Source organism: Parapedobacter defluvii (assembly GCF_014642075.1).
Classification (GTDB): domain Bacteria; phylum Bacteroidota; class Bacteroidia; order Sphingobacteriales; family Sphingobacteriaceae; genus Parapedobacter; species Parapedobacter defluvii.
In genome coordinates this window covers 16,610-39,335 of sequence record NZ_BMIK01000024.1, presented here as the reverse complement: position 1 = coordinate 39,335, position 22,726 = coordinate 16,610, and the positions used below count along the sequence as shown (strand labels likewise).

The following is a 22,726-nucleotide window of genomic DNA, read 5'->3' as shown; positions in this document are numbered from 1 at the left end:
TATTTTTTAGTTGGTTATCATTCGTATCCAAGGAACGGTAGCTAAGATAATTATTATAGTTGATAATTGATAATTGACAGTTGATAGTTCACTATCCATTATCCACTATCCATTATCCACTATCCATTATCCACTATCCACTATCCATTATCCATTATCCATTATCCATTATCCATTATCTAAAAAGGATATCCGATGGCGAGGTTAAATACGAGATTGCTCCGCCGCCAGTTGCTGTTGCGGAAATTGATCTCGTCAAATACCCAACGTTCGCCTTTGGGCCGGTAAGGAATACGCAACGGCATAGCTAAATCGGTTCGAAGTATCAAGAAACTCAGATCAAAGCGAAGTCCCAAGCCTGCACCGACTGCCATTTCGTTGATGAAATGGCGGCTGAATGCAGCTCCCGGTTTTTCGGGGTCGGAACGTTGAAGCCAAATATTACCTGCATCTATAAATGCTGCCCAATGGAGGATGCTTACAAGTTTGGCCCGGTACTCTGTGTTCAGCTCAAACTTAATGTCACCGGTTTGGTCGGCAAAGAAATTGTCTTCGCCGTAGAATTCCGGCGTATAAGAGCCCGGTCCCAGCGCACGGGCACGGAACGCACGCAATCCATTGGGGCCACCCATAAAGAATTGCTTAACGTAGGGGAGCTGTGTGGAATTTCCGTAGGAATATCCAAAACCGGCCATTGCGCGGGAGGCCCAAGTAGCATTTGCCCCGAGTTTCATGTAATGCCGGAAATCGGCTTCCATTTTGATATATTGCGAAAAGTTGGCGTTTAAAATCTGATATTGTCTGCCTTTTTGGACATTCGCACCACGGATAATTCCGTAAAGATTGGCAGATAAATCCAACCCGCCCTTGAAGTAATACGTGTGCTTGAGGTCCGCATTCATGGTGTTCGTGCGGGTGTAATTGTAAATGGGACCAAAGGTGAACATCGGTTCAATGGCGTGGCGGAGCGGCGGAACTGTATCCAGCATGGCCTGATAGGACTCGGTGATATTTCTCGGTTGCACATACGCCACTTCGAGTACTTTCAAGTCGTGCGTTTTCTCTGGATTTTCCTGCCACTGGTATCCGAAGGAAAAACGCATGGAATTGAGGCTATAGGCGGTACGGCGATTGAGGTACTCGTAGCCTACTTGAAAGATGGAACGTGGCACATACTTCCGTGTGGGCTGCCAGTTAAACGGAGCGATCATGCGCGGAAAGGAAAGACTGACTTCTGCCCCGTAGCGGTAGAAGCTGGAGTTAAGGTTGACGTTCCCGCCGGTTTGGGTTTCAAATCCACCAAACACGGTAAATGTTAGCAGTTCAGCGCTTTTGAATGCATTGCGATGCTGCCAGGCTACATTGATTTCCGAACCGTTGTATACCGCCGCAGTTTTACCTAACAGCTCGGTGCGGAGACCGTGCTTGGGCATAGGTGTGAGGTAATAGTAAGCATCCAGCCGATTCGTCTTGCCCGAATCAACGTCTACAAATTCATTGCGTACAAAACTGAAACTTCCCATTCCCACCAGTTGCCGGAGGGTTCGGGATTGATCGCCACGGGTATAGAGCTCACCGGGGTAGAAAATGATGGCATTGGCCAATGCAAACCGCCGGTATGTGTGTTCGGGGTCGATGAAGTATAAGCCGTGATAGCGTTCGGCTTGAGTGGAATCTGCACGTTGGTATCCGCCCTCGGTAAGCTTGTAGTTGGGATAAATATAAATGTTGTTGATGTAATAAGGCTGTTTCGCTTTTGCCGGAGTTTCCTCTTTGACCTTTACATAGAGGTCTACGTGGTGATCTCTGCCGGTACTGTCTACTTCCACAATCAGGTGGTCCGGACTGAAATAATAATAACCTGCATTCTTGATGGCCCAATCGATGCGTTCACGTTCGGCTATGATATTGTCCAAGTTGTAGGGACGTCCCGGCTGCAGGAGCGATTCGGGTTCGGTAGCTTTAATCGCCTTGCCCAGTTCGCTGCTATCCACTTCGAACGTAACCGAATTGATCCGATAAATGACGTGAGGTTTAGCCGTGTATGTCACAGTCGCTTTACGGTTTTTAATCGTAGTGTCCGATGCAACTTCGGCATTGAAGAAGCCGATATTTTCCAATCGGTTACGGAGTACATTTTCATTGTATTCGCGGTTGACGTCACTGAGCAATACCGGTGCTTGCCCCACTTTGTTTTTTAACCAATTGCGGAATCCCCGGTCACTTTGTGGTTCTCCGGCAATGTTATAAAGGTATAGCTGCGGGCGCATCCCTAAAATCGTGGTATTTGGTTTGGGCCGAAGCAGGTCTTCCAGACTCGCCGTCAGCGGAGCGATATACCGGTCGGGTATGGTGTCGGTTTCGATTTCTACTTCGCCCTTCACATACAGATTTTCTCCTTCTGGCAGGTACTTGATATTGCTACAGCCGATGAAAAACAGGGCGGCTGGCAGCAGATGACTTAGCCTTACAAATGTCTTACTCATTTGTCCTCCCTTTCTCTAACGATACATTTTCATTTTGCTCGTCACGCCAAGCTACGATGTCATTATTCCGCGATTGGGTATTCGAAGATTCATTTTTCTGATTTTCCCGTTCGCGCTGCCGCTGTTCCATTCGCTCTCTGAACTCGGGATCATTTTTTTGCAGGCTGTCAAGTATTACCTTTCGTACGCTATCCCGATAAGCCGAATCCGTCTCGATCCGTTCCGCATCCCACCGTCTCCTAAACCGTCGGGAGTCTGTATTGAATTCCTGGGCCTGTCTGTTGCGCCGATTGAATATTTCCCTAAACTTATCGTAGTCCATGTTTAGAATAAAACCGAGACCCGTTTCCACGAATTGCCCCTGTAGGGTCACCTGGTATTGGTTTTTTCGGTAAGCACGGACCAGGTAACGTCCATCGTCTGTCAATTGGTAATCTACGGAGATATCCCCTGCTATGTTAGTGGTCTGCTCGCCGGGGCGGGCATTTCCCTCCAATTCAAAATTGGATCCCACGGTCACTTTCATACGGTCATTGAACAACATTTTGGATACACCAACGTTCAGGTCGGTCCGATTCTGTCCGGTTCCCATGGAATAATCCTCTTCGGATTGCAGGTTGAAGTCGAATTCAACTCCTTGTATCAGGTCGCCCGCCAACCGATTAAGCTGGCTACTTAAAAAGGAACTTACGGTACTGCGTGCGATGGCTTCGGCACCTCCACCTCCGGAGAGACTTTCAAATGGGTTCGCAGCCATGAAGCGCCCCAATACAATGAGTGAGAAGACCTGCTTGTTCATTTCAGACTCATTTTCACGTAGCTGCGTTAATCCGGTATTGACTCGGCTTACCACGTCCTGGGAAGCCACGGCATTGTTTTCATCCAAATCAATGTCAAATTTCAGTTGAGGCTGAAAGAGTTGTTCCGTAATTTGCAGTTTTACATCAAACGGTATCCGCTGTTTATAGAGACCAGACTGTTGGTTTCCGATTTGCGCCTGTACGAGTTCCAGTGTAGGGGCTTTCAGTTTGTAAACCGCGGTAATATTCAGACGCGCGTCCATCGGATCGCCCGACCAGGTGAGCGTGCTGCCTTTTTGAAATTCAAAAAGCCGCTTCACCGGTCCGAAAGAGAACGAATAGTTGCCGGATTCAACCGTATACGTACCTGTGAGCCGAATATCCCCACTTGGGGCCATTCCTGCATTCAGCTCGGCTGTACCCTGAATCTTCAAAGCATCCTGGCTTCCCGGGTCAATTACCACGGTAAACGCCGCATTCTTATCCGTAGCGATGTTGACGGAGAGGTTGATGCCGCTCAATTCGGTATGTGTAAGTGAATCGACTCCCGCGAATACGTTTGTCTGTGTGGTATCTCCTCTATCCACAAAACGTACAATGCCCTGCCTGTCCACCATCCCGGGATCATCATTAGGCAAAACAAAAGTCACATCAGTTTTGTCTTCTACGCGCAATGTGCCGCTTACTGACGGACTTTCCATATTGCCTGTTATATTCAGGTTAGTAGATATGAACAGGAGGCCATAATACATGTCATTATCCTGCTGGGTAGAATTCAATACCTGAAAATCATTAGCCTTAAGTGTCAGTCCAAATGCATAATCCGTATAGGTCTTTGTATTGACCGTTCCGTCCAGCACAGCTGTATTGCCTTTGCTGTCTTTGAGCTGGAACCGATTAAAACGCAGTCCGTTATCGTTGAAATTAATACGCTGACCATCTAAGTCGAAAGTTGCATTCAGCATGGCCACGTTGAGACTCGCCTTATCAAAGTTGAGTGCACCGTTGATACGGGGCTGATCCGGCGCGCCCGTGATGTTGAGTTTGCCGTTAATGGCACCGGAAGTATTGCGTAGGTAACCCAGGCTGAAAGCCTCCAGCGTATGCATGGATAGGGGGTTGACGTTTAATACGAAGTCCAGTTGAGAGGTTCCGCCAGGGGGGCTGATAAAGTCGCCCGTGAGCTTGACATCGTTTCCATTGCCGGTGATACTGATATCGGCGGCGAACACATTTTCACGTTCATTGTTTACCTTAAGGTTGATATCACCTACCGTATCAGATCCAAAGTAAAACCGGTCGATCGTGATGTCTGACACAAATACCGGCGAGGTTTCGAGCCGTGATACGGTTGCCGTCCCGTTGATGCCACCTCCCATGTCAAGTACGTCGCTTTCCAGCATTTTACTGAAAGTTTCGATCCGGAAATTTTTGAAAACCAGGTCCAAAGGTGCATTCAGCGTCGAGTCCTTAGATTGCAGGGTCATTTCCTGTCCGCTGTTACTCAGGATGAACTGGTGTACACGAAGCCCATCATTCCCAAAGGTGATTGCATTTTCGGGATCAACCTGCCACCGGTCATAGTTAAGCATGAGGCCATCCTCCTTCAGATTGAACAGAAAATTGCCGGCGTCCACTTTAAGTCCCATTCCCAAATGGTAGCGTTCCTTATCCGCGTTGTCTTTGATCCATAGGCCAAAATCCAATTCGTTGTGTTGCACAGTTCCACTGAGCAGGGTGTTGGTGAGCTCGATGTTCCCAACACCAATCCGGTTGATCAAGGCGTTATAATAAAGGGTGCTGTCATAGGTATTGATGTCAAACCCGACATCATCGACGGTTGTACCCGCATACACAATATGAGGAGCAACCGCTTTGACGAGCAGCAACTTATCTGCACTGTTAAACGATCCATCCAACGTCACATCATCCATTTCGGTAAGATCGGGTACCAAGCCCCGTATAAACCGTGAACGGGTGAACTGCGCACTGAAATCAAATTGCTGGGGCGCATACTCATGTACGGGAGCGATGGAATCCGGTTGATAATAAACGGCGATAATGTCCTGTATGGAAGAACTTAATTCACTTAGTTTGTAATTGCCGACCATGTGGGCATTTAAGAATTCAGAGTGCAGTTGCAGCAAGTTTGAACTGTCTTGTGCCACCGCCCGCAGCCTTACGGTGTCCAGTGTATAACGTTCGTCGTTGTAGGCAATGGAAGAGTTGACGATGTCAACGGTCCCGTTCAGATAGTCTATATCCGCAGTTTCAAAATCGGCAACCAAGCGGCCATGATAACGGAGTTCGTCGTCCATCAGGTGGAGATTCTTAAGGTTGATACTGTCTACCATCATGTTGATAGCTACTTTTGGATACCGGTCGCGCATATCTGCATGTGCATCCAGGTCAAAATTAATATTCGGGTCATCACTGGTGACGGCTGCCGTGATGTCGCCACTTTTTGCGGTTGCATTGATGCCAATGTCCGTATATTCGTATCCCATCGCCTCCAGGCTGATCAGTTTTCCCTGTATATCCGCTACGGCCGTGGCCGGATCCAATCCTGAACCTTTGGCATGGGCGGCAAACGATATTTTACCCAATACCGAATCCATTTTCATCAGCTTTCCGATATCAATGTCCTGGATACTTAGCTGCGCATTGTATGTAGTATCGCGCGTTTGAGCATTGGCTTGGTAGTCTGCGTCCACACTGGCATTACCCATTGTCGTGCGGAGCTGCATGTCGGTTTGGAAGCTGTTCAGTCCGCCGTTAAAGGTTCCGACAAGCTGAATATCTTGCGGGAAATTGATGCTGTCCGGCAGCATACTTTTTGCAATCAAGCGGTCCAGATCACCTTTTCCAGTAGTCAATTCATGTAGGTTGAGATCGATGGTAAACTGATCAACATCCGGCAAGCCTTTGATGGTTGCTTCAGCAGCAATGCGCGTCTTGTCGAGCGCTGTAATTTCCAGGTTTGGAATATGAAGGTCGTCCAGTCGTCCGTTGATCTCGGTATTGATATAAAACGTATGTGCCCAAAGTGGTTTCATCACCTCCATGGTATCGAGATCGGGTACGAAAAACAACACATCTTCCATACCCAGGTGACTCTCTTTGATATCGGCTGTCAGCTCAATTTCACCCAGTCGTTCGGTGATGGTTTCCAGTGAAGGATAACGAACCTTTAGGTAATCGCGGATCAGTGTATGAGGTGTTTCTGCATACAGGTCGTCTAGTTCTGCACCTTGGTTTGTATAAATAAAATCCGTTTGTAGCCGGTTCAGTACGAATCCACTGTGGTCTTCGGCTTTCAATCCGGATACCTGTCCGCGGATGGTATCGGCCGAATAAAAGAGATCGGTCAATTCCCCTTCAAGGCCCGTAATCCCGATGTTACCGTAATCAAATCCGTTGGGTATACGAGGTTGGTTTGCATCTTCAAACGAAAAATCGGTGTTGGCAATCCGGATCGACGTTGCGTTTACCCGCCAATTAATGGGTGCACCGGCAGATGAGTCAGCAGCAGCGGGAGCAGTGGGACGCGCCACCTGCCCAAAGAAAATGCGCGAGTCCGATCCATCCAAATCGATTTCACGGATATCCACGATTTCTTTATTGAGATCCAGTCTGTTTAGCCGTGCCAATAGTTTATTGATCTTGAATCGGGTATCTAGAGCACTGGCTTCGTCTGCGTACGCGAAGTCTATCTCAGATAGGTTAAACGTTTCGAAGTCCAAATCGGGTAGCAAAGCCGATTCAGTGGTATCGGGTAGGCCAAAGTCATCGGCATCCGGCGTTTCTTCGGACGCGGCGACCGCCCATTGCCTGACCGAACCCTGCAGTCCATTTATATTGATTCGGGGTATGCCGAAATGCATGTTGTCTTCCAGATCAAACGTTTCAATGCGGGTATCTAAGTGATTGAGATTGACTTCTGCGGCCATGCCGATCACTTCATCCCGGTACAGGAAACGGATACGGTTGAGGTTTACCCTGTCGATGTCAAATTTCATCGGGGCGGAACTATCCGGAGATGCCGGTTCATCCTGTTCGCTGACAAAAGCCCGGATGATGTAATCGAAATTAAACGAACTGTCGGGTAACGTCCGGTTTATTTTGGCTGTAATGCCCTGCAGATCGATCTGACTGATTTCGACGGTATTTTTCAATAGCTTCAGCATACTGATGTCTACCCTCAGCTTTTCGCCTGCCAGCAGCGTATCTTTTGACTGATCTTCGAAATAAACCCCTTCGAGAACCAGCATTTTGGGAAGATCCAGGCTTACCTGGGCGATCCGGACGGGGGTCTTGATTTTGCTTTCCAGGTACGACGTGACTTTCTGGACCATGTAGTTTTGGATGGCGGGAATGCGGATGAGTATAAAAACAAGCAATATAAGACCGATGACTCCTCCGATAATCCAGAGGAGTGTTTTAATTGCTATCCTGCCTATTTTATTCAATGTCTATTTAAGTAATTTAAGCTTCCCTTTAGTACGATAAACATAGTGCCTCTCAAAAGGTTTAGCGAAGATGCCTAAAACTTTCCGAATTAGGAAAAAGCAAAAATTAAACCGAATTTCTTAAATTGGCTTTTTCAAATGAAACAACCCATTCCTATCGAAAAAGGTCATGTTCCTTTTGCCCGTTTCCTGATGGCCCTCGGCGCGGGGATAACGGCAAGCTATCTATGTGAGCCACACTGGAATACATATGCAGTAATAAATGGAGTACAGGTAGGTGCCATAGCCACCTTTGTGTACATGGTTTTATACACATGGTTACGGCGGCAACGCTATTATGGCTTCATGGGGTTTTTAATCCTGTTGATCTTTTTTACCTGGGGATGCCGGTCGGCCTGGCAGACGCATCCCGAAATCGACCGCTTACATTTCAGTCGTGGCGAATATCGTGCCTTGATTGGAAGGGTAGTGGATGAACCAGCAGTCAACAACGGTTATTTGCGGTTCCCATTGGAAGTTATACAGGCATATGGCAGAGAAGGCGTCACAAATGTAACCGGCAAATTGATGATCACGCTCGCCTCGCCTGATAGTTTATCAACACCCACCGTTGCCTACGGCGATGAACTTCTCATTCCTGCCCGGTATCAGGAGGTGCCGCCACCCTATAACCCCGGGCAGTTGGATTACCGTCGTTACCTAGCAAATAAAGATATATGGCACCAAGGGTATCTCTCATCCACTGAAGTACGGAAACTGGGCGCAGGGAAAGGCAATCCACTTGTAGCAACGGCACTCAAATGGCGAAAGAGCCTCGTTACTAAGTTTGAACGGTATCTGCCTGACAAAGATGCGCTTTCTGTGGCATCCACATTGATTTTGGGTTACCGGGCCGATTTAAGTGAGGAGCTGCTCCAAGCATTTTCCAACACCGGAACCATTCATGTGCTGAGTGTATCGGGCATGCATGTCGTGATCGTGTTTTGGTTGTTTTCCAAGTTGATGGGATGGATGGATGGCAAAAGGAAGCTGCGATTGGTGAAGTTTATCATTTTACTTATAGCCGTTTGGAGCTATGCGGCGCTTACCGGATTTTCACCCTCGGTATTGCGTGCTGCTATGATGATCAGTTTTGTGATGGCTGCGTCGGCGTTTAACCAAGAAAACAGAATTTATAACAGCATTTCTGCATCGGCATTTTTCTTATTGCTGTATGAGCCCAAGTTTATTGCAGATATCGGATTTCAGTTGTCTTATCTCGCGGTATTAGGTATTATTTTTATGGCTCCTCTGTGGCAGGCAATTTTGGCATCCAACCATCGCCTGGTGAGACCACTTGGTAATTATATCGGCATGTCTGTGTCGGCCCAAGCGGGTGCCGGGCCGCTGGCTACCTATTATTTCCATCAATTTCCAATGTATTTTTTAGTGGCTAACCTATTTATCGCGTTGCCTGCAAGCGCTATTATGTATCTGGGGTTTGTCCTGCTGATTTTGCCGGCGGGTATATGGGCTACTTGGGTGGGGGTGTTGTTAGAAAAGACAATTTTATTTGTCAATGCCGTGTTATACCGCATCGAACAATTGCCTATGGCAACCGTCAGGGGTATTTGGATCGGTGTGTGGGATAGCCTATTGATTTACTTGCTGTTTTTTTCGATTACCCTCATGATGGTAAATCGGAGCAAATCGTGGTTCTATGGTACTTTGATTGCGATTGCCCTAATGGTGTGCACATCCACAATCACCGGTTTTCAACGACAGAGTCAACGTGAAATCATTGTCTTCAATGTGAAGCGGGATATCGCCGTCGGACTGATCGGCAATGGAGATGCATGGATATATAGTAATTTGGGATCGTTGGACAACCGGACCATCCAGTACAGGGTACTGCCTGGGTTGGAACGCCGGGTGTCAACCGATCGCATTCATTTGGTCCAGCAAGATAGCAGCTATCGTACCGAAAGCGTCTATGTAAAAGACCGGGTTATACAATTCGGTGATACCCGGCTTATGGTATACGATGAGGATAAAACCTACGGTGCACAACTCGAAGTAGATATATTGTTGATTAGAAACAATCCCCGGGTTTCATTGGAAAGACTTATTAAAAACATCCGTTGTAAGCAATTGGTGGTTGATGGCTCCAATCACCGCTTTACGGTTGATCGTTTGGTACAAGAAGCCGAAGCCAATGATATTCCCATTTACGTATTGAAAGACAATTTTGCTTGGACCCTTACATTGCCTGACTGAATCGGGGCAAAGAAATTTTGTGTATTTTTGGACTGCAGATAAGCCCGTCATCATGAACACCGTTGAAATTCTTCGCAAGTACTGGCATCATGAATCGTTCCGCCCGTTGCAGGAAGAGATCATTCAGTCGGTACTTGACGAGCGTGATACCCTGGCGTTGATGCCTACGGGAGGAGGGAAGTCTGTTTGCTTTCAGGTGCCCGCATTAGCGAAAGAAGGAATCTGCATCGTCATAACCCCACTCATCGCGTTGATGAAAGACCAAGTTGAAAATCTGAAAGCTAAGGGCATCGAGGCGGTGGCGATTTTTTCGGGGATGACGAAACGGGAAGTAGATATCGCACTTGACAATTGTGTCTATGGACCTGTTAAATTCCTGTATCTCTCACCCGAGCGACTGAAGAGCGACGTCGTACGCGAGCGAATCCGGTATATGAATGTCAACCTATTTGCGGTGGATGAGGCCCATTGTATTTCGCAGTGGGGGTATGATTTCAGACCTTCTTACCTGGATGTTGCTGTATTACGTTCCTTGCATCCCAGCGTTCCTTTTTTAGCACTTACCGCGACTGCAACGGCTAAAGTGGTCGATGATATCCAACAAAAGCTTTCTTTCAGGGAATACAATGTGCTGAAAAAGAGTTTTTTTCGGGAGAATCTGGCTTATATGGCTTTTGATGAAGAGAATAAGACAAGCCGTATGCTGCGTATCATCCGAAAACTGGGCGGAAGCGGCATCATTTATGTGCGCAACCGCCGGGAGACACAGGAAGTAACCCGGATTCTGTTGAACGAAGGAATTTCTGCAGACTTCTACCACGCAGGTCTGGAAACTCCGAACCGGGCACGTAAACAGGAAGCATGGAAAAACAACGACATACGGGTAATTGTAGCGACAAATGCTTTTGGTATGGGCATTGACAAACCTGATGTCCGTTTCGTCATACATTTAGACCTGCCGGAATCGCTGGAAGCCTATTATCAGGAAGCGGGCCGCGCAGGACGTGATGGAAAGAAAGCGTATGCCGTACTGCTTTATCACCAAAGCGACCGCGACCAATTGCAGAAAAAATACCAACTGAGCTTTCCATCGATAGACTACATCCGGCAAGTATATCAGCAGTTGGCCAATTACTATCAATTGGCCTATGAAGCGGGAGAGGGACTAACGATTGATTTTGATGTGGCCGATTTTTGCAGCCGTTATAAGCTGGATGCTCTAATGACATTGAGCGCATTGAAATTCCTTGAACGGGATGGATGGATCAGTGTAAGTGAGGCCGTATATTTGCCGTCACGCATTAAATTTGAAGTCAGTCAGCCGGACTTGTATCGGTACCAAGTTGAAAATGCGGCCTACGACGGATTGATAAAGGCTATTCTTCGGAGTCACGGCGGTGCATTTGATCATTTCGTTCCCGTCCGCGAATCGGAGATAGCAAGGCGGTTGGGCAAGCCCGTGTCAGTGATTGCTGAAATGCTCGAATACCTAAAAAAAAGTGAGGTGATCAGTTATCTTCCGCAAACAGATAGTCCGCAAATCCAGTATTTGAGGCCCCGGGCAGACAGCAAGCGGCTACATATTGATAGCCAATACATCCGCGAACGGAAAGAAATGAAACGGGAGCAGATGGACGCGGTTCTTAACTATGTGGACGACCGGAAATGCCGCAGTAGATTTCTATTAGCTTATTTTGGTGAATATAAACCCGAGCACTGCCGGATTTGCGACCTTTGCCTGAAAGCGGAGAAGACCGAAGGTCTGGAGGATAAATTAATGGGCGAACTGGTCGAAATATTGGCCGAAGGCCCCGCGACGATCGATAAGCTTGTTACGCGTATGCTTTCCGGTGATGAGGAAACCCGTTTGGCATTTGTCCGAAAGCGTCTTGACGAAGGAAAGCTGAAGGTGAATGGTGATAAATATTATTTGAGCTAAAATCTCTTCTATCGACAGATTCCCTGATAGGGGATGAATTGTCATTGTTTTTTTAACTACGCATTCGTGAATGCAACGCATTTTAGCTAAGTTTGTGGCCGCTCAATGGCATAAAGCATCAAACCCTTAATATTGTTATACAGAGACTATGTCTGAAAACGCCAAAATTCATTACACCAAAACAGATGAGGCCCCCTTGTTGGCCACGTATTCATTTTTGCCTATCGTCAAAGCTTTCACGGCTCCGGCTGGCATAGCGGTCGTTGAAAAAGATATTTCATTGGCAGGACGGATTCTTGCCAACTTTCCCGAGTATTTGACAGCTAGTCAAAAATCGGGAGATGCGTTGGCTGAACTGGGTCAATTAGCCACCACACCCGAGGCAAACATCATTAAATTGCCCAATATCTCAGCTTCTATACCGCAGTTGAAAGCGGCAATTGCCGAGCTGCAGGCAAAGGGGTTTGCGGTGCCGAGTTATCCCGAAGAGCCAAAGAATGAAGAAGAGAAGGCAATCAAAACACAATATGCCAAAGTATTGGGATCTGCGGTCAATCCGGTATTGAGGGAGGGAAATTCCGACCGCCGCGCACCGCGTGCCGTTAAAAATTATGCTAAGCAACATCCGCACTCCATGGGTGCTTGGACGGCTGATTCCAAAACTCAGGTAGCCTCGATGTCCGATGGTGATTTTTACGGAAGTGAACAGTCGGTCACTGTACCACAGGAAACAACTTTTGCGATTGAATTTGTTGGGGAAGATGGTGCTGTAACGTCCTTAAAAGCACCTGCGAAGTTATTGGAAGGGGAGGTAATCGATTCGTCGCGGATGAGCATCCGCGCATTGAAAAACTTTGTGGCCACGGAAATTAAGGCAGCTAAAGAAGCAGGGGTATTGTTATCTGCCCACCTCAAGGCAACCATGATGAAGGTATCCGATCCGATTATTTTCGGTGCCATTGTCGAGGTATATTTTAGCGATGTGTTTGCTGCATATGCTGACCTGTTTGCTCGACTCGGTGTGGATACGCGGAATGGGTTGGGAGATGTTTATGCAAAAATTTCCGGCCATGCACAAGAAGAGGAGGTGAAAGCAGCGTTGGCTGAAGCGATTGAAAACGGGCCGGACTTAGCGATGGTTAATTCGGATAAAGGTATCACCAACCTGCATGTACCTTCGGATGTGATCGTCGATGCATCCATGCCGGCCATGATACGCAGTTCCGGAAAGATGTGGAATAAAAAAGGGGAATTGCAAGATACCCTCGCGCTTATTCCGGACCGCTCGTATGCCGGTGTATACGTAGCAACTATTGAGGACTGTAAAATACATGGTGCGTTCAATCCGTCAACCATGGGGTCGGTGTCCAATGTGGGACTTATGGCTCAGAAGGCCGAAGAGTATGGTTCGCACGATAAGACATTCCAGGCCACGGGTAAGGGAACCATCCGGGTGATCGATGCGGATGGCAATGTATTGATGGCCCAACAGGTGGAAACCGGTGATATTTTCAGGATGTGCCAAACGAAGGATGCGCCGATCCGTGATTGGGTAAAGCTTGCGGTGAACCGCGCGCGGTTATCCAATACACCGGCCGTATTCTGGCTGGATGAAAATCGTGCACACGATCGCCAAATTATAGAAAAGGTTAATACCTATTTGAAAGAATACGATTTGAATGGATTGGATATTCGTATTTTGAATCCCATAGCGGCTACCCAATTCTCATTGGAACGCATTCGTAGGGGAGAGGATACCATTTCCGTGACGGGCAATGTACTGCGGGATTACCTGACCGATTTATTCCCGATTCTGGAATTGGGTACTTCCGCCAAGATGTTGTCTATTGTTCCCTTGATGAATGGCGGTGGTTTGTTCGAAACCGGAGCCGGTGGATCTGCCCCTAAACATGTGGAGCAATTTCTTCAGGAGGGGTACCTGCGTTGGGATTCGTTGGGTGAGTTTCTTGCGTTGGCTGTGTCATTGGAACATGTGGGGCAAACTCAGGGCAACACCAAAGCACTGGTGCTGGCTGAGGCACTGGATAAGGCTACCGAGAAGTTTTTGGAAAATGATAAATCGCCAGCCCGGAAAGTGGGTCAATTGGATAACCGGGGATCGCATTTTTACCTGGCATGCTACTGGGCGGAGGCGCTGGCTTCACAGGATCGGGATGCGGAACTGAAGGCTCAGTTTACACCGATTGCGGAAAAATTGAAAGCAAATGAAAGCAAAATCAATGAAGAATTGATCGGTGCACAGGGCAAGCCACAGGATATCGGCGGATACTATTCTCCCGATGACCAGTTGGCTGTCAGGGCTATGCGGCCGAGTGCAACACTTAATGCAATTATCGGATAACGTTAGACTGGGGGTGGAGACGCCCCCAGTACCTACGGTTTTGTTTGCATAGCGGCTAGCTGGCCGGATATTTTTTCCGTGTCCAACTTACTGAGGCTGTGATCATTTGTCTCAGTATACCTTCATCAATATCTGTCAATTTCTTTACATAGATGCAGGCTTTTCCGCCTTTGTGTTTACCAAACTTGCGAAGTAATTCTTCCCTTCCGTCAAAATTATGCGCAAGGTAAAGCGCTAGTTCATTCTTTCGGGGAGAGAAGCCTACCAAGGGTGCCTCTCCCTCTCGTCCGCTCTCGTAGCGGTAATGGTAACTTCCGAACCCAATGATACTGGCTCCCCACATACGGGGTTCGAAGCCGGTTTCGGTTTTTATGATTTCAACGAGACGCAAACTATCTTTCCGTTTGGTTTCATCCACGACAGAATCGAGAAATTCAACTACGCTATCGGTAGTTTCAACCGTTTTGTTTTTTGCCTGGGCCATGCGGTACTTTTGGGATTGTACTTATTAGGTAATCTCCTTGAACCAAATTACAGATTAATTTCGACTATGCAAAAAAAATCCCCACTCCTTTTTCGGGAGTGGGGAGTATAATGGTCACGTTATGACGATTATTTTTTTGCTTTTTTAGCGCTTTCTTCGTCTTCCAACTGTTCTTTCAGTTGTGCAAGAACATCGAGATCTCCCAACGTAGATTTCTCCACAGAATCTTTCACTTTCCGCACGGCAGATGAAGCAGCTTTGGCTTCTTTCTTGCGGTTATTGAATTCTTCCATACGTGCTTCTGCCCGTTGGTCTTCCCAAATGCGGGAGTGTGAAATTACTACCCGTTTGTTGTCCTTATTGAATTCGATGATTTTGAAGTCGGCTGTTTCGTCCAACTTCAAGACGCTTCCATCTTCCTTTACGCTGTGTTTAGCGGGGCAGAACCCTTCAACACCATACGGCAAAGATACAATGTTTCCTTTTTCGCCTACTTTGATTACCGTTCCTTGATGAATGGAATCCAAGGTGAAAACAGTTTCAAAAGTATCCCATGGATTCTCTTCCAACTGCTTGTGGCCGAGGCTCAGCTTCCGGTTTTCTTCATCAAGTTCCAAGACAACCACTTCTAATTCTTCACCTACTTTGGTGAACTCATTCGGGTGATTGATTTTCTTAGACCAGGAGAGGTCGGATATGTGAACCAATCCATCAATTCCTTCTTCCAATTCTACAAACACACCGAAGTTCGTCATGTTTTTCACCACGGCCTTTTGCTTAGAGCCTATGGGGTAGCGTTCAGCAATATTTTTCCACGGATCGGGCGTCAATTGTTTGATGCCCAGGCTCATTTTGCGTTCGTCGCGGTCCAGTGTGAGAATTTGAGCTTCTATTTCGTCGCCCACCTTCAGGAACTCCGACGGACTACGCAGATTTTGAGACCAGGACATTTCCGATACGTGGATCAATCCTTCTACACCTGGTGTGATTTCGAGGAAAGCACCGTAATCGGCTACGGTCACAATTTTGCCTTTTACCTTTGAGCCTACTTCCAATGACGGATCCAAGGATTCCCAAGGGTGTTCGGTCAATTGCTTTAAGCCAAGAGCGATACGTTTCTTTTCGTCGTCAAAGTCGAGCACAACGACATTGACGGTCTGATCAAGCTGCAGTACTTCCTTCGGATGCTCGATGCGGCCCCAGGAAATATCGGTAATGTGCAGCAGACCATCTACGCCACCCAAATCGATGAATACGCCGAAATCGGTAATGTTCTTGACGGTACCTTCCAATACTTGTCCTTTTTCGAGTTTGGAAACGATTTCGGTCTTTTGATTTTCCAAATCGTCCTCGATAAGGACTTTGTGCGAAACGACCACATTCTTGAATTCATGGTTGATTTTAACTACCTTGAATTCCATGGTTTTGCCCACATAGATGTCGTAGTCGCGGATTGGTTTAATATCAATTTGAGACCCGGGCAAGAAGGCTTCCACACCCTTGATGTCTACAATAAGACCACCTTTGGTCCGGCTTTTTACAAAGCCATCGATGATGGTGTCATTTTCCAGGGCTTCGTTGATCTCTTCCCAAGATTTTTGGGTCTTAGCACGTTTACGCGAAAGCACCAATTGTCCGTTAGCATCCTCCTGTGACTCAACGAATACGTCAACCACATCGCCTACTTTCAAATCCGGTGTGTCGCGGAATTCAGAAAGGGATACCAAACCATCCGACTTGAAACCGATGTTAAGTACCACATCCTTATTGTTGATGGATACAACGGTGCCCTGTACAATTTCACCTTTGTTCACAGAATTGAAGGTACCTGCATAGAGGTTTTCCAATTTGGCCCGCTCTTCGTCGCTGTAATTGCCAAATCCCTTTTCATCCTTGTCCCAATCAAAATCGTCGTCGGGCGTGTTCCAGGTGGTTGATTTGATTTCGTCGATGAACTTCGAATCGGCTTCCGACTCAATGTCCTCCTTCTCCTTCACCAAGGTGTCCTCGGCGTCTTGAAGTTCAGCTTTTTTTGCTGCTAATTCCTTTTCTGCTTCTTGTTTTTTTGCCATTAATTCATTTTTCTCCTTTTTCCCGATTTTTATCGGGATTGCAAAGGTACGAAAAACTTTTATTTATAGGGAGTTATTATTTTAAAAACATTTTTGGCATCAAGTTGGCATAGATCATATTAGATCATTAAAAAAGGAGATTTTATGAAACGATTGTCAATATACGCAAGTATCGCCTTTATGGGGGTGACATTGCTTTTGTCGGGATGTGTAAGCAACAAGAAATTTCGGTCGTTGCAGGCAAGTTACGACGAAATGCGTACAAAGGAACAAGCGTTAAATCAAAAGTATCAGGAGAGCCAACAGCAATTATCATCCGCAAATACACGCCTAACCAGTATAGAAGATCAGATTGCGTCGGAACGGGCTAATGTGAAATCGCTGCAGGAAGCACTCAATCAGTGTCTTACTTCCTCTAATCAAGGAAATGTGAATATCTCCAAATTGGTAGATGAGATAAACGCTTCCAACCGGTATATCCAACATTTGGTGAATACCAAGAATAAAAGCGATTCACTGAACCTAGTGCTTACCAATCGGCTGACCCGCTCGTTGAGCCGGGAAGAAATGCAGGATGTAGACGTGCAGGTGCTGAAAGGGGTAGTTTATATTTCGTTGTCAGATAACATGTTGTATAAATCCGGAAGTTATGAAATATCAGACCGGGCAGGCGAGACACTCAGCAAGATTGCGAAGATTATCATGGATTACAGAGATTATGACGTACTGGTGGAAGGTAATACCGACAATGTACCCATTTCACAGCCTAACATCCGTAATAATTGGGATTTAAGTGTGTTGCGTGGCTCATCGGTCGTTCAGGCGTTACAAAACGATTATGGAGTAGATCCCAAGCGCCTCACCGCTGCAGGACGGGGTGAATACAATCCCATTGCAAGCAACGATACCGAAAGTGGAAAAACACGGAACCGTCGTACCCAAATTATCATTACACCCAAGCTTGACCAATTCATGGAGCTGATTGACAAAGCGCCCGAAAACGGTCCGGTTACGGATACGGGAGATCGATCGGGCGATACCACCATCGTGGCACCTATACAGCAATAAAGACCAGACAAATTTGTCACTAAAATCCCCGGTTGGATGAACCGGGGATTTTTTATGCCGATATACCGATTCGGTGCAATCAGGAAAGTGCTTTTAGAATCGTTTTCACAATCTCAGATTCGGTAAACGGTTTTTCGATAAAGCCATCAAAAAAGGCCTCGGCCTGGGTTTCCTCAGCGTATTTCAACGTAGACATATCCGCGGAAATAGCCAGTACCTTCATGGTGTTGAAACGTTTATCGCTCCTTATTTTTTCAAGCAGCTCTATTCCGCTCATTCCGGGCATATGGATATCGGTAATGACCAGATCGAACGGCTGATCGTTCATTAGAGTCAACGCGTCTTCCCCGTTATTGACCGTGTGGACGTTTCCGACTCCTTTGAAGAATTGTTTCATCAGCAATATGTTTATCGGGTTGTCGTCCACAACGAGCAAACGGAGACCCGGTGGCAGATCCGGTAAGGTTGCCTTGCGTTGTGCATGAGCCTCCATCCGGCTATCAGAATAGGGAATCTCCGCGAAGAATATGGATCCCGGGGTCGATTTACTTTTCACGCCGATGTTGCCCCCTAATTCTTCGACCATGATTTTCGTTATATACAGCCCTAAGCCAATGCCACCGGCATTCGGATTGGTCGTGAAGTATTTCCGGAATACCTGACGCCGGTCCTGTTCGCTGATTCCGATGCCTGTATCTTCTACCTCCAAGTGTAGGCGTTGGCCGTTGCTTGTTACGGATAGCGAAGCGCGGAACGTAATTTTGCCTTTCTGCGTATATTTGATAGCGTTGCTCAAAAAATTGGACGCGACCTGTTTTACCCTGAATTCGTTGCTTAATATGCTGAGCGTCGGATCCACATTGATCTCGGTTGCCAGTTGAAGACCCTTCAATTCTGCCTGGTTTTCGTGCAGGGTTATCAATTCCTGGAAGATGCGGTTCGGAGAAAAATACTCCAGCACAATGTTGCCTTTGTTGGATGCTTCCAGTTTACTTAGGCTTAGTATATCTGTAATGTTATTGCTGATGATGTTGATGCTGTAGTATGCAGAATCAATGAGTTTCCCATCGATGGTATCCGACTTTGCACGGTTTTTTAATAAATCCACAACGCCCAGCAACGAATTGAGTGGAGTACGTATTTCATGGCTTATGTTTGCGAGAACACTCGTTTTTTCTTCTGCAAGCTTTGCCGCATAGTCTTTTTCCACACGGAGCCTACGCTCGTAGGAAGTTGAATAAAGTTGGTAATACACCAGCGCAATAATCATAGCCAGCATAAGTATCAAGGCAAATATCAACTGCTTGCCAAACAGGTCTACATTCTTGCGGTAAAGCGAAAAATTATTTTCCTCCGCTTGACGTAACGCATAGACATCAAGTGTTTTAATGATTTCCATGCTCTCCTTAAGCTCATTTAATAAATCGAAGTTAGTTGTGACAAGTTGCCTTTCTTTGCCTTGTAGTTTCAAAAATGTGCTTCGTAGTTCATCAATGGTATTTACATAGGATTGCTCAATCTCATGTTGAGCGGAAGAAAGATTTTTCTTGAGTACAGTTACCCGTTCTACATCAAATTCATTGTGCTCACGGGTGAGTACAATGGTGTCGTCTTTCGAGTTGAAAATCCGCTTAAATAAATTGGGGCGTTTTCTGACGATGGTATCGACAGAAACTTTCCGCGTGGTATCTGTTAACACATGGTCAACTACCGATTCAATTTCACGCTTGGGAATGGGTCTCAGCGAAATGGCGTGAGTTAGCAGACTCAGCGAATCACTGGTATGCAGTACCAGATGATCCAGCCGTTTTTTGAGCGACGCAAATTCCAGGGCAATTTTTTGTTGGTCTGCCACTTTGAGTGCAGGATTGTTGAGTGGGTTGCGGGCAAAAGGAAACGACTGCAATGAATCGACAAAGCTTTTTAGCAGATTGAGTTTATTGAGGTATGCGTGATAACTGCTGTCGCTGAATTCCAGGGTGTATAATCTGAACGTATTCTCAGCCTCACTATAGGTCGAAAACAGATAATTCAGGCCTTCGGAGCCAACTTGCTGAATTTTGTACGCGTCGCTGAGCCGTTTTTCAAGTGCACGGTATTGGCCATATTGGTATACGAAAACGGTTCCAATGAATAAAAATGAGATTACAAAACCACATAGCAATATAATTCTTATCTTAGGAGTCTTCTTCGTGTTTTTTTTCATGGTTAAAATGGCTGATGTGCCGAGATACGGTCATAACAGCGACGTTTCATGGTGCTTTTAAGCAAGCAAAAGTAAGGCAAAAAATTTATTTGCAACGAAAAATTAATTGAAGTGCCTGGAATGGTTTGCCGGGGTGCTTTCTGAGGCTGTATCAGATTTGAAAGTGTTGAACTTACGTGGTCTTACGATCTTAATACTCTGTTTGGAAAGTGCAATACTGGCGTTTAGTTCAAAACCCACCAGCAGGATCAGTGAGTTGAGGTATAACCAAATCATGATTACAATCAACGTGCCTATTGATCCATACAATTTGTTATATGCATTGAAGTTATTGATATAAAACGCAAATCCGGAAAATGTCAGGATAGCCAATATCGTAGCCAGCATAGCTCCCGGACTGAACAGCTTCCATTTTCTAGAGGAAGCCGGACCGAATTTGTAAAGAATGCTGACCGTAAAGAAGTAAATGCCAAATAAAATAAGCCAACGGGATGCTGTAATGATAAACCCCCAGAACGCCGCATTGATTTCGATGTTATCTTGCAAATATCGGATGACGTAGCCTGCGGCCGTAAAAATGGTCATCCCAACTGCGAGGGCGATGATAATCATTAACGTCAAGCCTATGGCTACCAAGCGTTGATGCCCCCAACTGCGGCTTTCAATAATCAACGACGCCTTGTTGAAGGCGAGCATCAATGAGCTGACACCATTGGTAGCAAAGAAGGTAGCCAGTATGAAACCGATGGATAGCAATCCGCTATTTTGGTTTTTTACGATATCTTCCAGCGTTGACTCAACGGTAAGGAATGCATTTTCGGGCATAACTACTTCCATAAAATCGAGCAACTGTTCCTGGAAATTATCAATTGGTATATAGGGAATCAGTGTAAACAGGAAAATGATACCCGGGAAAATGGCCAACATGAAATTATATGCGAGGGAAGATGCCTTGTTGAGGATAGATTCCCTGGCAATTTCCTGGAAAAAGAACGTAGCAACGGTGTATAGGGGCAACGAGCCGAATCCGGGAAGTACGACGACCTTAGTCCATTCGATGAATTGGAAATAAGGTTTAAATTTCAATAACGTTCGATGTGCCCAGTTCATTGTTAATCAAAATACCCTTGCAGCCTGGCTAGGAAATCAGCAGGGGCCATGCAGGGTTTGTTGCGTTTCATGTCAACAAAAACCAAGGTGGTATTGCCCGTATTTAGTAATTCCCCACCTTTGTTAAACAATTCATAGTCAAATCGGATTTTGACTGATGGCTTTTCTTTTAAAAATGCTTTTACGGTTATTTCCTCGTCATATTTTGCGGGCTTTAGAAACCTCGACTGCAATTCGAGTACCGGAAGCATGATACCACTGTCTTCCAAAGCCTTGTAAGAGAATCCCAAGCTACGGAATAACTCAACACGGCCAACTTCATAAAATGCAGCATAATTGCCATAATAGACGTAGCCCATTTGGTCGGTCTCTGCATACCTGACCCGTACTTTGGTTTCAAACGTATACATCAGCGCTTGATATTTCGTTCATTCAACGCCTGCTGGAATTTCCGCGCGTTGACGTTGTGTTCGGCCTGTGTTACCGCAAAATTATGATAGCCTGAAAAATCTTCCTTTGCGCACATATACAGGTAGTCGTGTTGCCGATAGTTAAGTACCGCGTCGATTGACGCAATGCTTGGCATCATGATGGGTCCCGGTGGAAGCCCACGATACAAATAGGTGTTGTAGGGTGAATCCATACGCAGGTGCCGATAAAGTACACGTCTGATGGTGAAGTCGTTATTGGCGAAAATGACGGTAGGGTCGGCCTGCAATAGCATTCCTTTGTTCAATCTGTTGAGGTACAATCCAGCAATGGTAGGCATCTCATCCGTATGCAGTGCCTCTCCTTTTACGATGGAAGCCAATACGCTCACCTGTTGCGGGGTCAGTTTAAGAGCGGCCGCTTTTTCCTTCCGTTCGTCATTCCAGAATTTTTTGTATTCTTCGTGCATCCGCTTGGCAAAAGCGTCGGTGGAGGTATTCCAATAGAACTCGTATGTGTTTGGAATGAACATACCGAAAAAATTCTCGGTGTCAAATCCATAGCTGGAGGCCAAACTATCGTTGTTTAACAGGTTGATGAATGCAATGGAATCTGGTTCCAGTTGGTTTGCCAATACAGCAGCGAGATTTTCCTTAAGCCGGACATTTTCAAAACGGAGTTTCACCGGTTCCTGAAATCCGCCGCCTAGCTTGTTGATTAACGTACGGTTGTTCATGCCGGGTTCTAATTTGTATTTTCCCGGTTTCACACGTTCTGGATATTCCATCTTGCCCGCCGCCCAGCGGAAGGAAGCCGTGTCATCTACGGCTTGCAGTTCACCGATGCTTTGCATCACGTCTTCAAAATCCCAGTGTGAGTAGATATAGAGATACTCCGTATTGTCGGTAACGTTGGGCGCAAAAAAACCTTTGTAGTATTTGTAGGCAACCAATCCACCTACTATGATCGCCGCAAAGGCGATCGCGAGCAACGTTAATCGTAATTTCTTCTTGTTCATGTTTTTCTCACAATTGTTCGCTGACCA

The 22,726-nt window shown here is 46.3% G+C and carries 12 protein-coding genes; 4 read left to right on the top strand and 8 right to left on the bottom strand.

Going from position 1 to position 22,726, the window contains the following annotated elements; translation table 11 throughout:
* Positions 1-179: 179 nt before the first annotated feature.
* A complete protein-coding gene (tamL, locus tag IEX60_RS21975) occupies positions 180-2,486 on the bottom strand; it encodes a translocation and assembly module lipoprotein TamL (RefSeq protein WP_188753551.1) in 2,307 nt (768 codons plus the stop codon).
* A complete protein-coding gene (locus tag IEX60_RS21970) occupies positions 2,479-7,755 on the bottom strand; it encodes a translocation/assembly module TamB domain-containing protein (RefSeq protein WP_188753550.1) in 5,277 nt (1,758 codons plus the stop codon). The genes tamL and IEX60_RS21970 overlap by 8 nt, the downstream gene beginning before the upstream one ends.
* A 138-nt stretch (positions 7,756-7,893) precedes the next feature.
* Between IEX60_RS21970 and IEX60_RS21965 the strand changes: the two genes are divergently transcribed.
* The 3 genes from IEX60_RS21965 (at position 7,894) to IEX60_RS21955 (ending at position 14,312) form a co-directional block, all read left to right on the top strand.
* Positions 7,894-10,011: a ComEC/Rec2 family competence protein gene (locus IEX60_RS21965; protein WP_188753549.1), complete on the top strand. Its 2,118-nt coding sequence runs from the start codon at positions 7,894-7,896 to the stop codon at positions 10,009-10,011.
* 52 nt (positions 10,012-10,063) lie between these two features.
* Positions 10,064-11,950, top strand: coding sequence for a RecQ family ATP-dependent DNA helicase (locus tag IEX60_RS21960; protein ID WP_188753548.1), 1,887 nt, complete (start codon positions 10,064-10,066; stop codon positions 11,948-11,950).
* Between the two features lie 148 nt (positions 11,951-12,098).
* Positions 12,099-14,312 carry an NADP-dependent isocitrate dehydrogenase gene (locus IEX60_RS21955; protein WP_188753547.1) on the top strand — a complete coding sequence of 738 codons (2,214 nt, stop codon included), beginning with the start codon at positions 12,099-12,101 and terminating at the stop codon, positions 14,310-14,312.
* Between the two features lie 55 nt (positions 14,313-14,367).
* On the opposite strand, the gene IEX60_RS21950 is transcribed toward IEX60_RS21955, so the two are convergent.
* Entirely contained in the window at positions 14,368-14,796 is a 429-nt protein-coding gene (locus tag IEX60_RS21950) for a DUF1801 domain-containing protein (RefSeq protein ID WP_188753546.1), read from the bottom strand.
* Positions 14,797-14,924: 128 nt separating this feature from the next.
* Complete coding sequence (gene rpsA, locus IEX60_RS21945) at positions 14,925-16,868, bottom strand: 30S ribosomal protein S1 (protein WP_188753545.1); 1,944 nt, start codon at positions 16,866-16,868, stop codon at positions 14,925-14,927.
* A 144-nt stretch (positions 16,869-17,012) separates the two neighbouring features.
* On the opposite strand from rpsA, the gene IEX60_RS21940 reads away from it, so the two are divergent.
* Positions 17,013-17,936 (top strand): OmpA family protein, encoded by a 924-nt coding sequence (locus tag IEX60_RS21940; protein WP_188753544.1) that lies wholly within the window; start codon positions 17,013-17,015, stop codon positions 17,934-17,936.
* 79 nt (positions 17,937-18,015) lie between these two features.
* On the opposite strand, the gene IEX60_RS21935 is transcribed toward IEX60_RS21940, so the two are convergent.
* From IEX60_RS21935 to mltG, 4 genes are all read right to left on the bottom strand, one after another.
* Positions 18,016-20,142 carry a response regulator gene (locus tag IEX60_RS21935; protein WP_188753543.1) on the bottom strand — a complete coding sequence of 709 codons (2,127 nt, stop codon included), beginning with the start codon at positions 20,140-20,142 and terminating at the stop codon, positions 18,016-18,018.
* A gap of 102 nt (positions 20,143-20,244) precedes the next feature.
* Positions 20,245-21,252 (bottom strand): YihY/virulence factor BrkB family protein, encoded by a 1,008-nt coding sequence (locus tag IEX60_RS21930; protein ID WP_188753542.1) that lies wholly within the window; start codon positions 21,250-21,252, stop codon positions 20,245-20,247.
* Between the two features lie 2 nt (positions 21,253-21,254).
* Positions 21,255-21,662, bottom strand: a complete 408-nt coding sequence (locus IEX60_RS21925; RefSeq protein WP_188753541.1) for an acyl-CoA thioesterase — start codon at positions 21,660-21,662, stop codon at positions 21,255-21,257.
* A complete protein-coding gene (mltG, locus tag IEX60_RS21920) occupies positions 21,662-22,699 on the bottom strand; it encodes an endolytic transglycosylase MltG (RefSeq protein WP_188753540.1) in 1,038 nt (345 codons plus the stop codon). The genes IEX60_RS21925 and mltG overlap by 1 nt, the downstream gene beginning before the upstream one ends.
* Between the last annotated feature and the right edge of the window lie 27 nt (positions 22,700-22,726).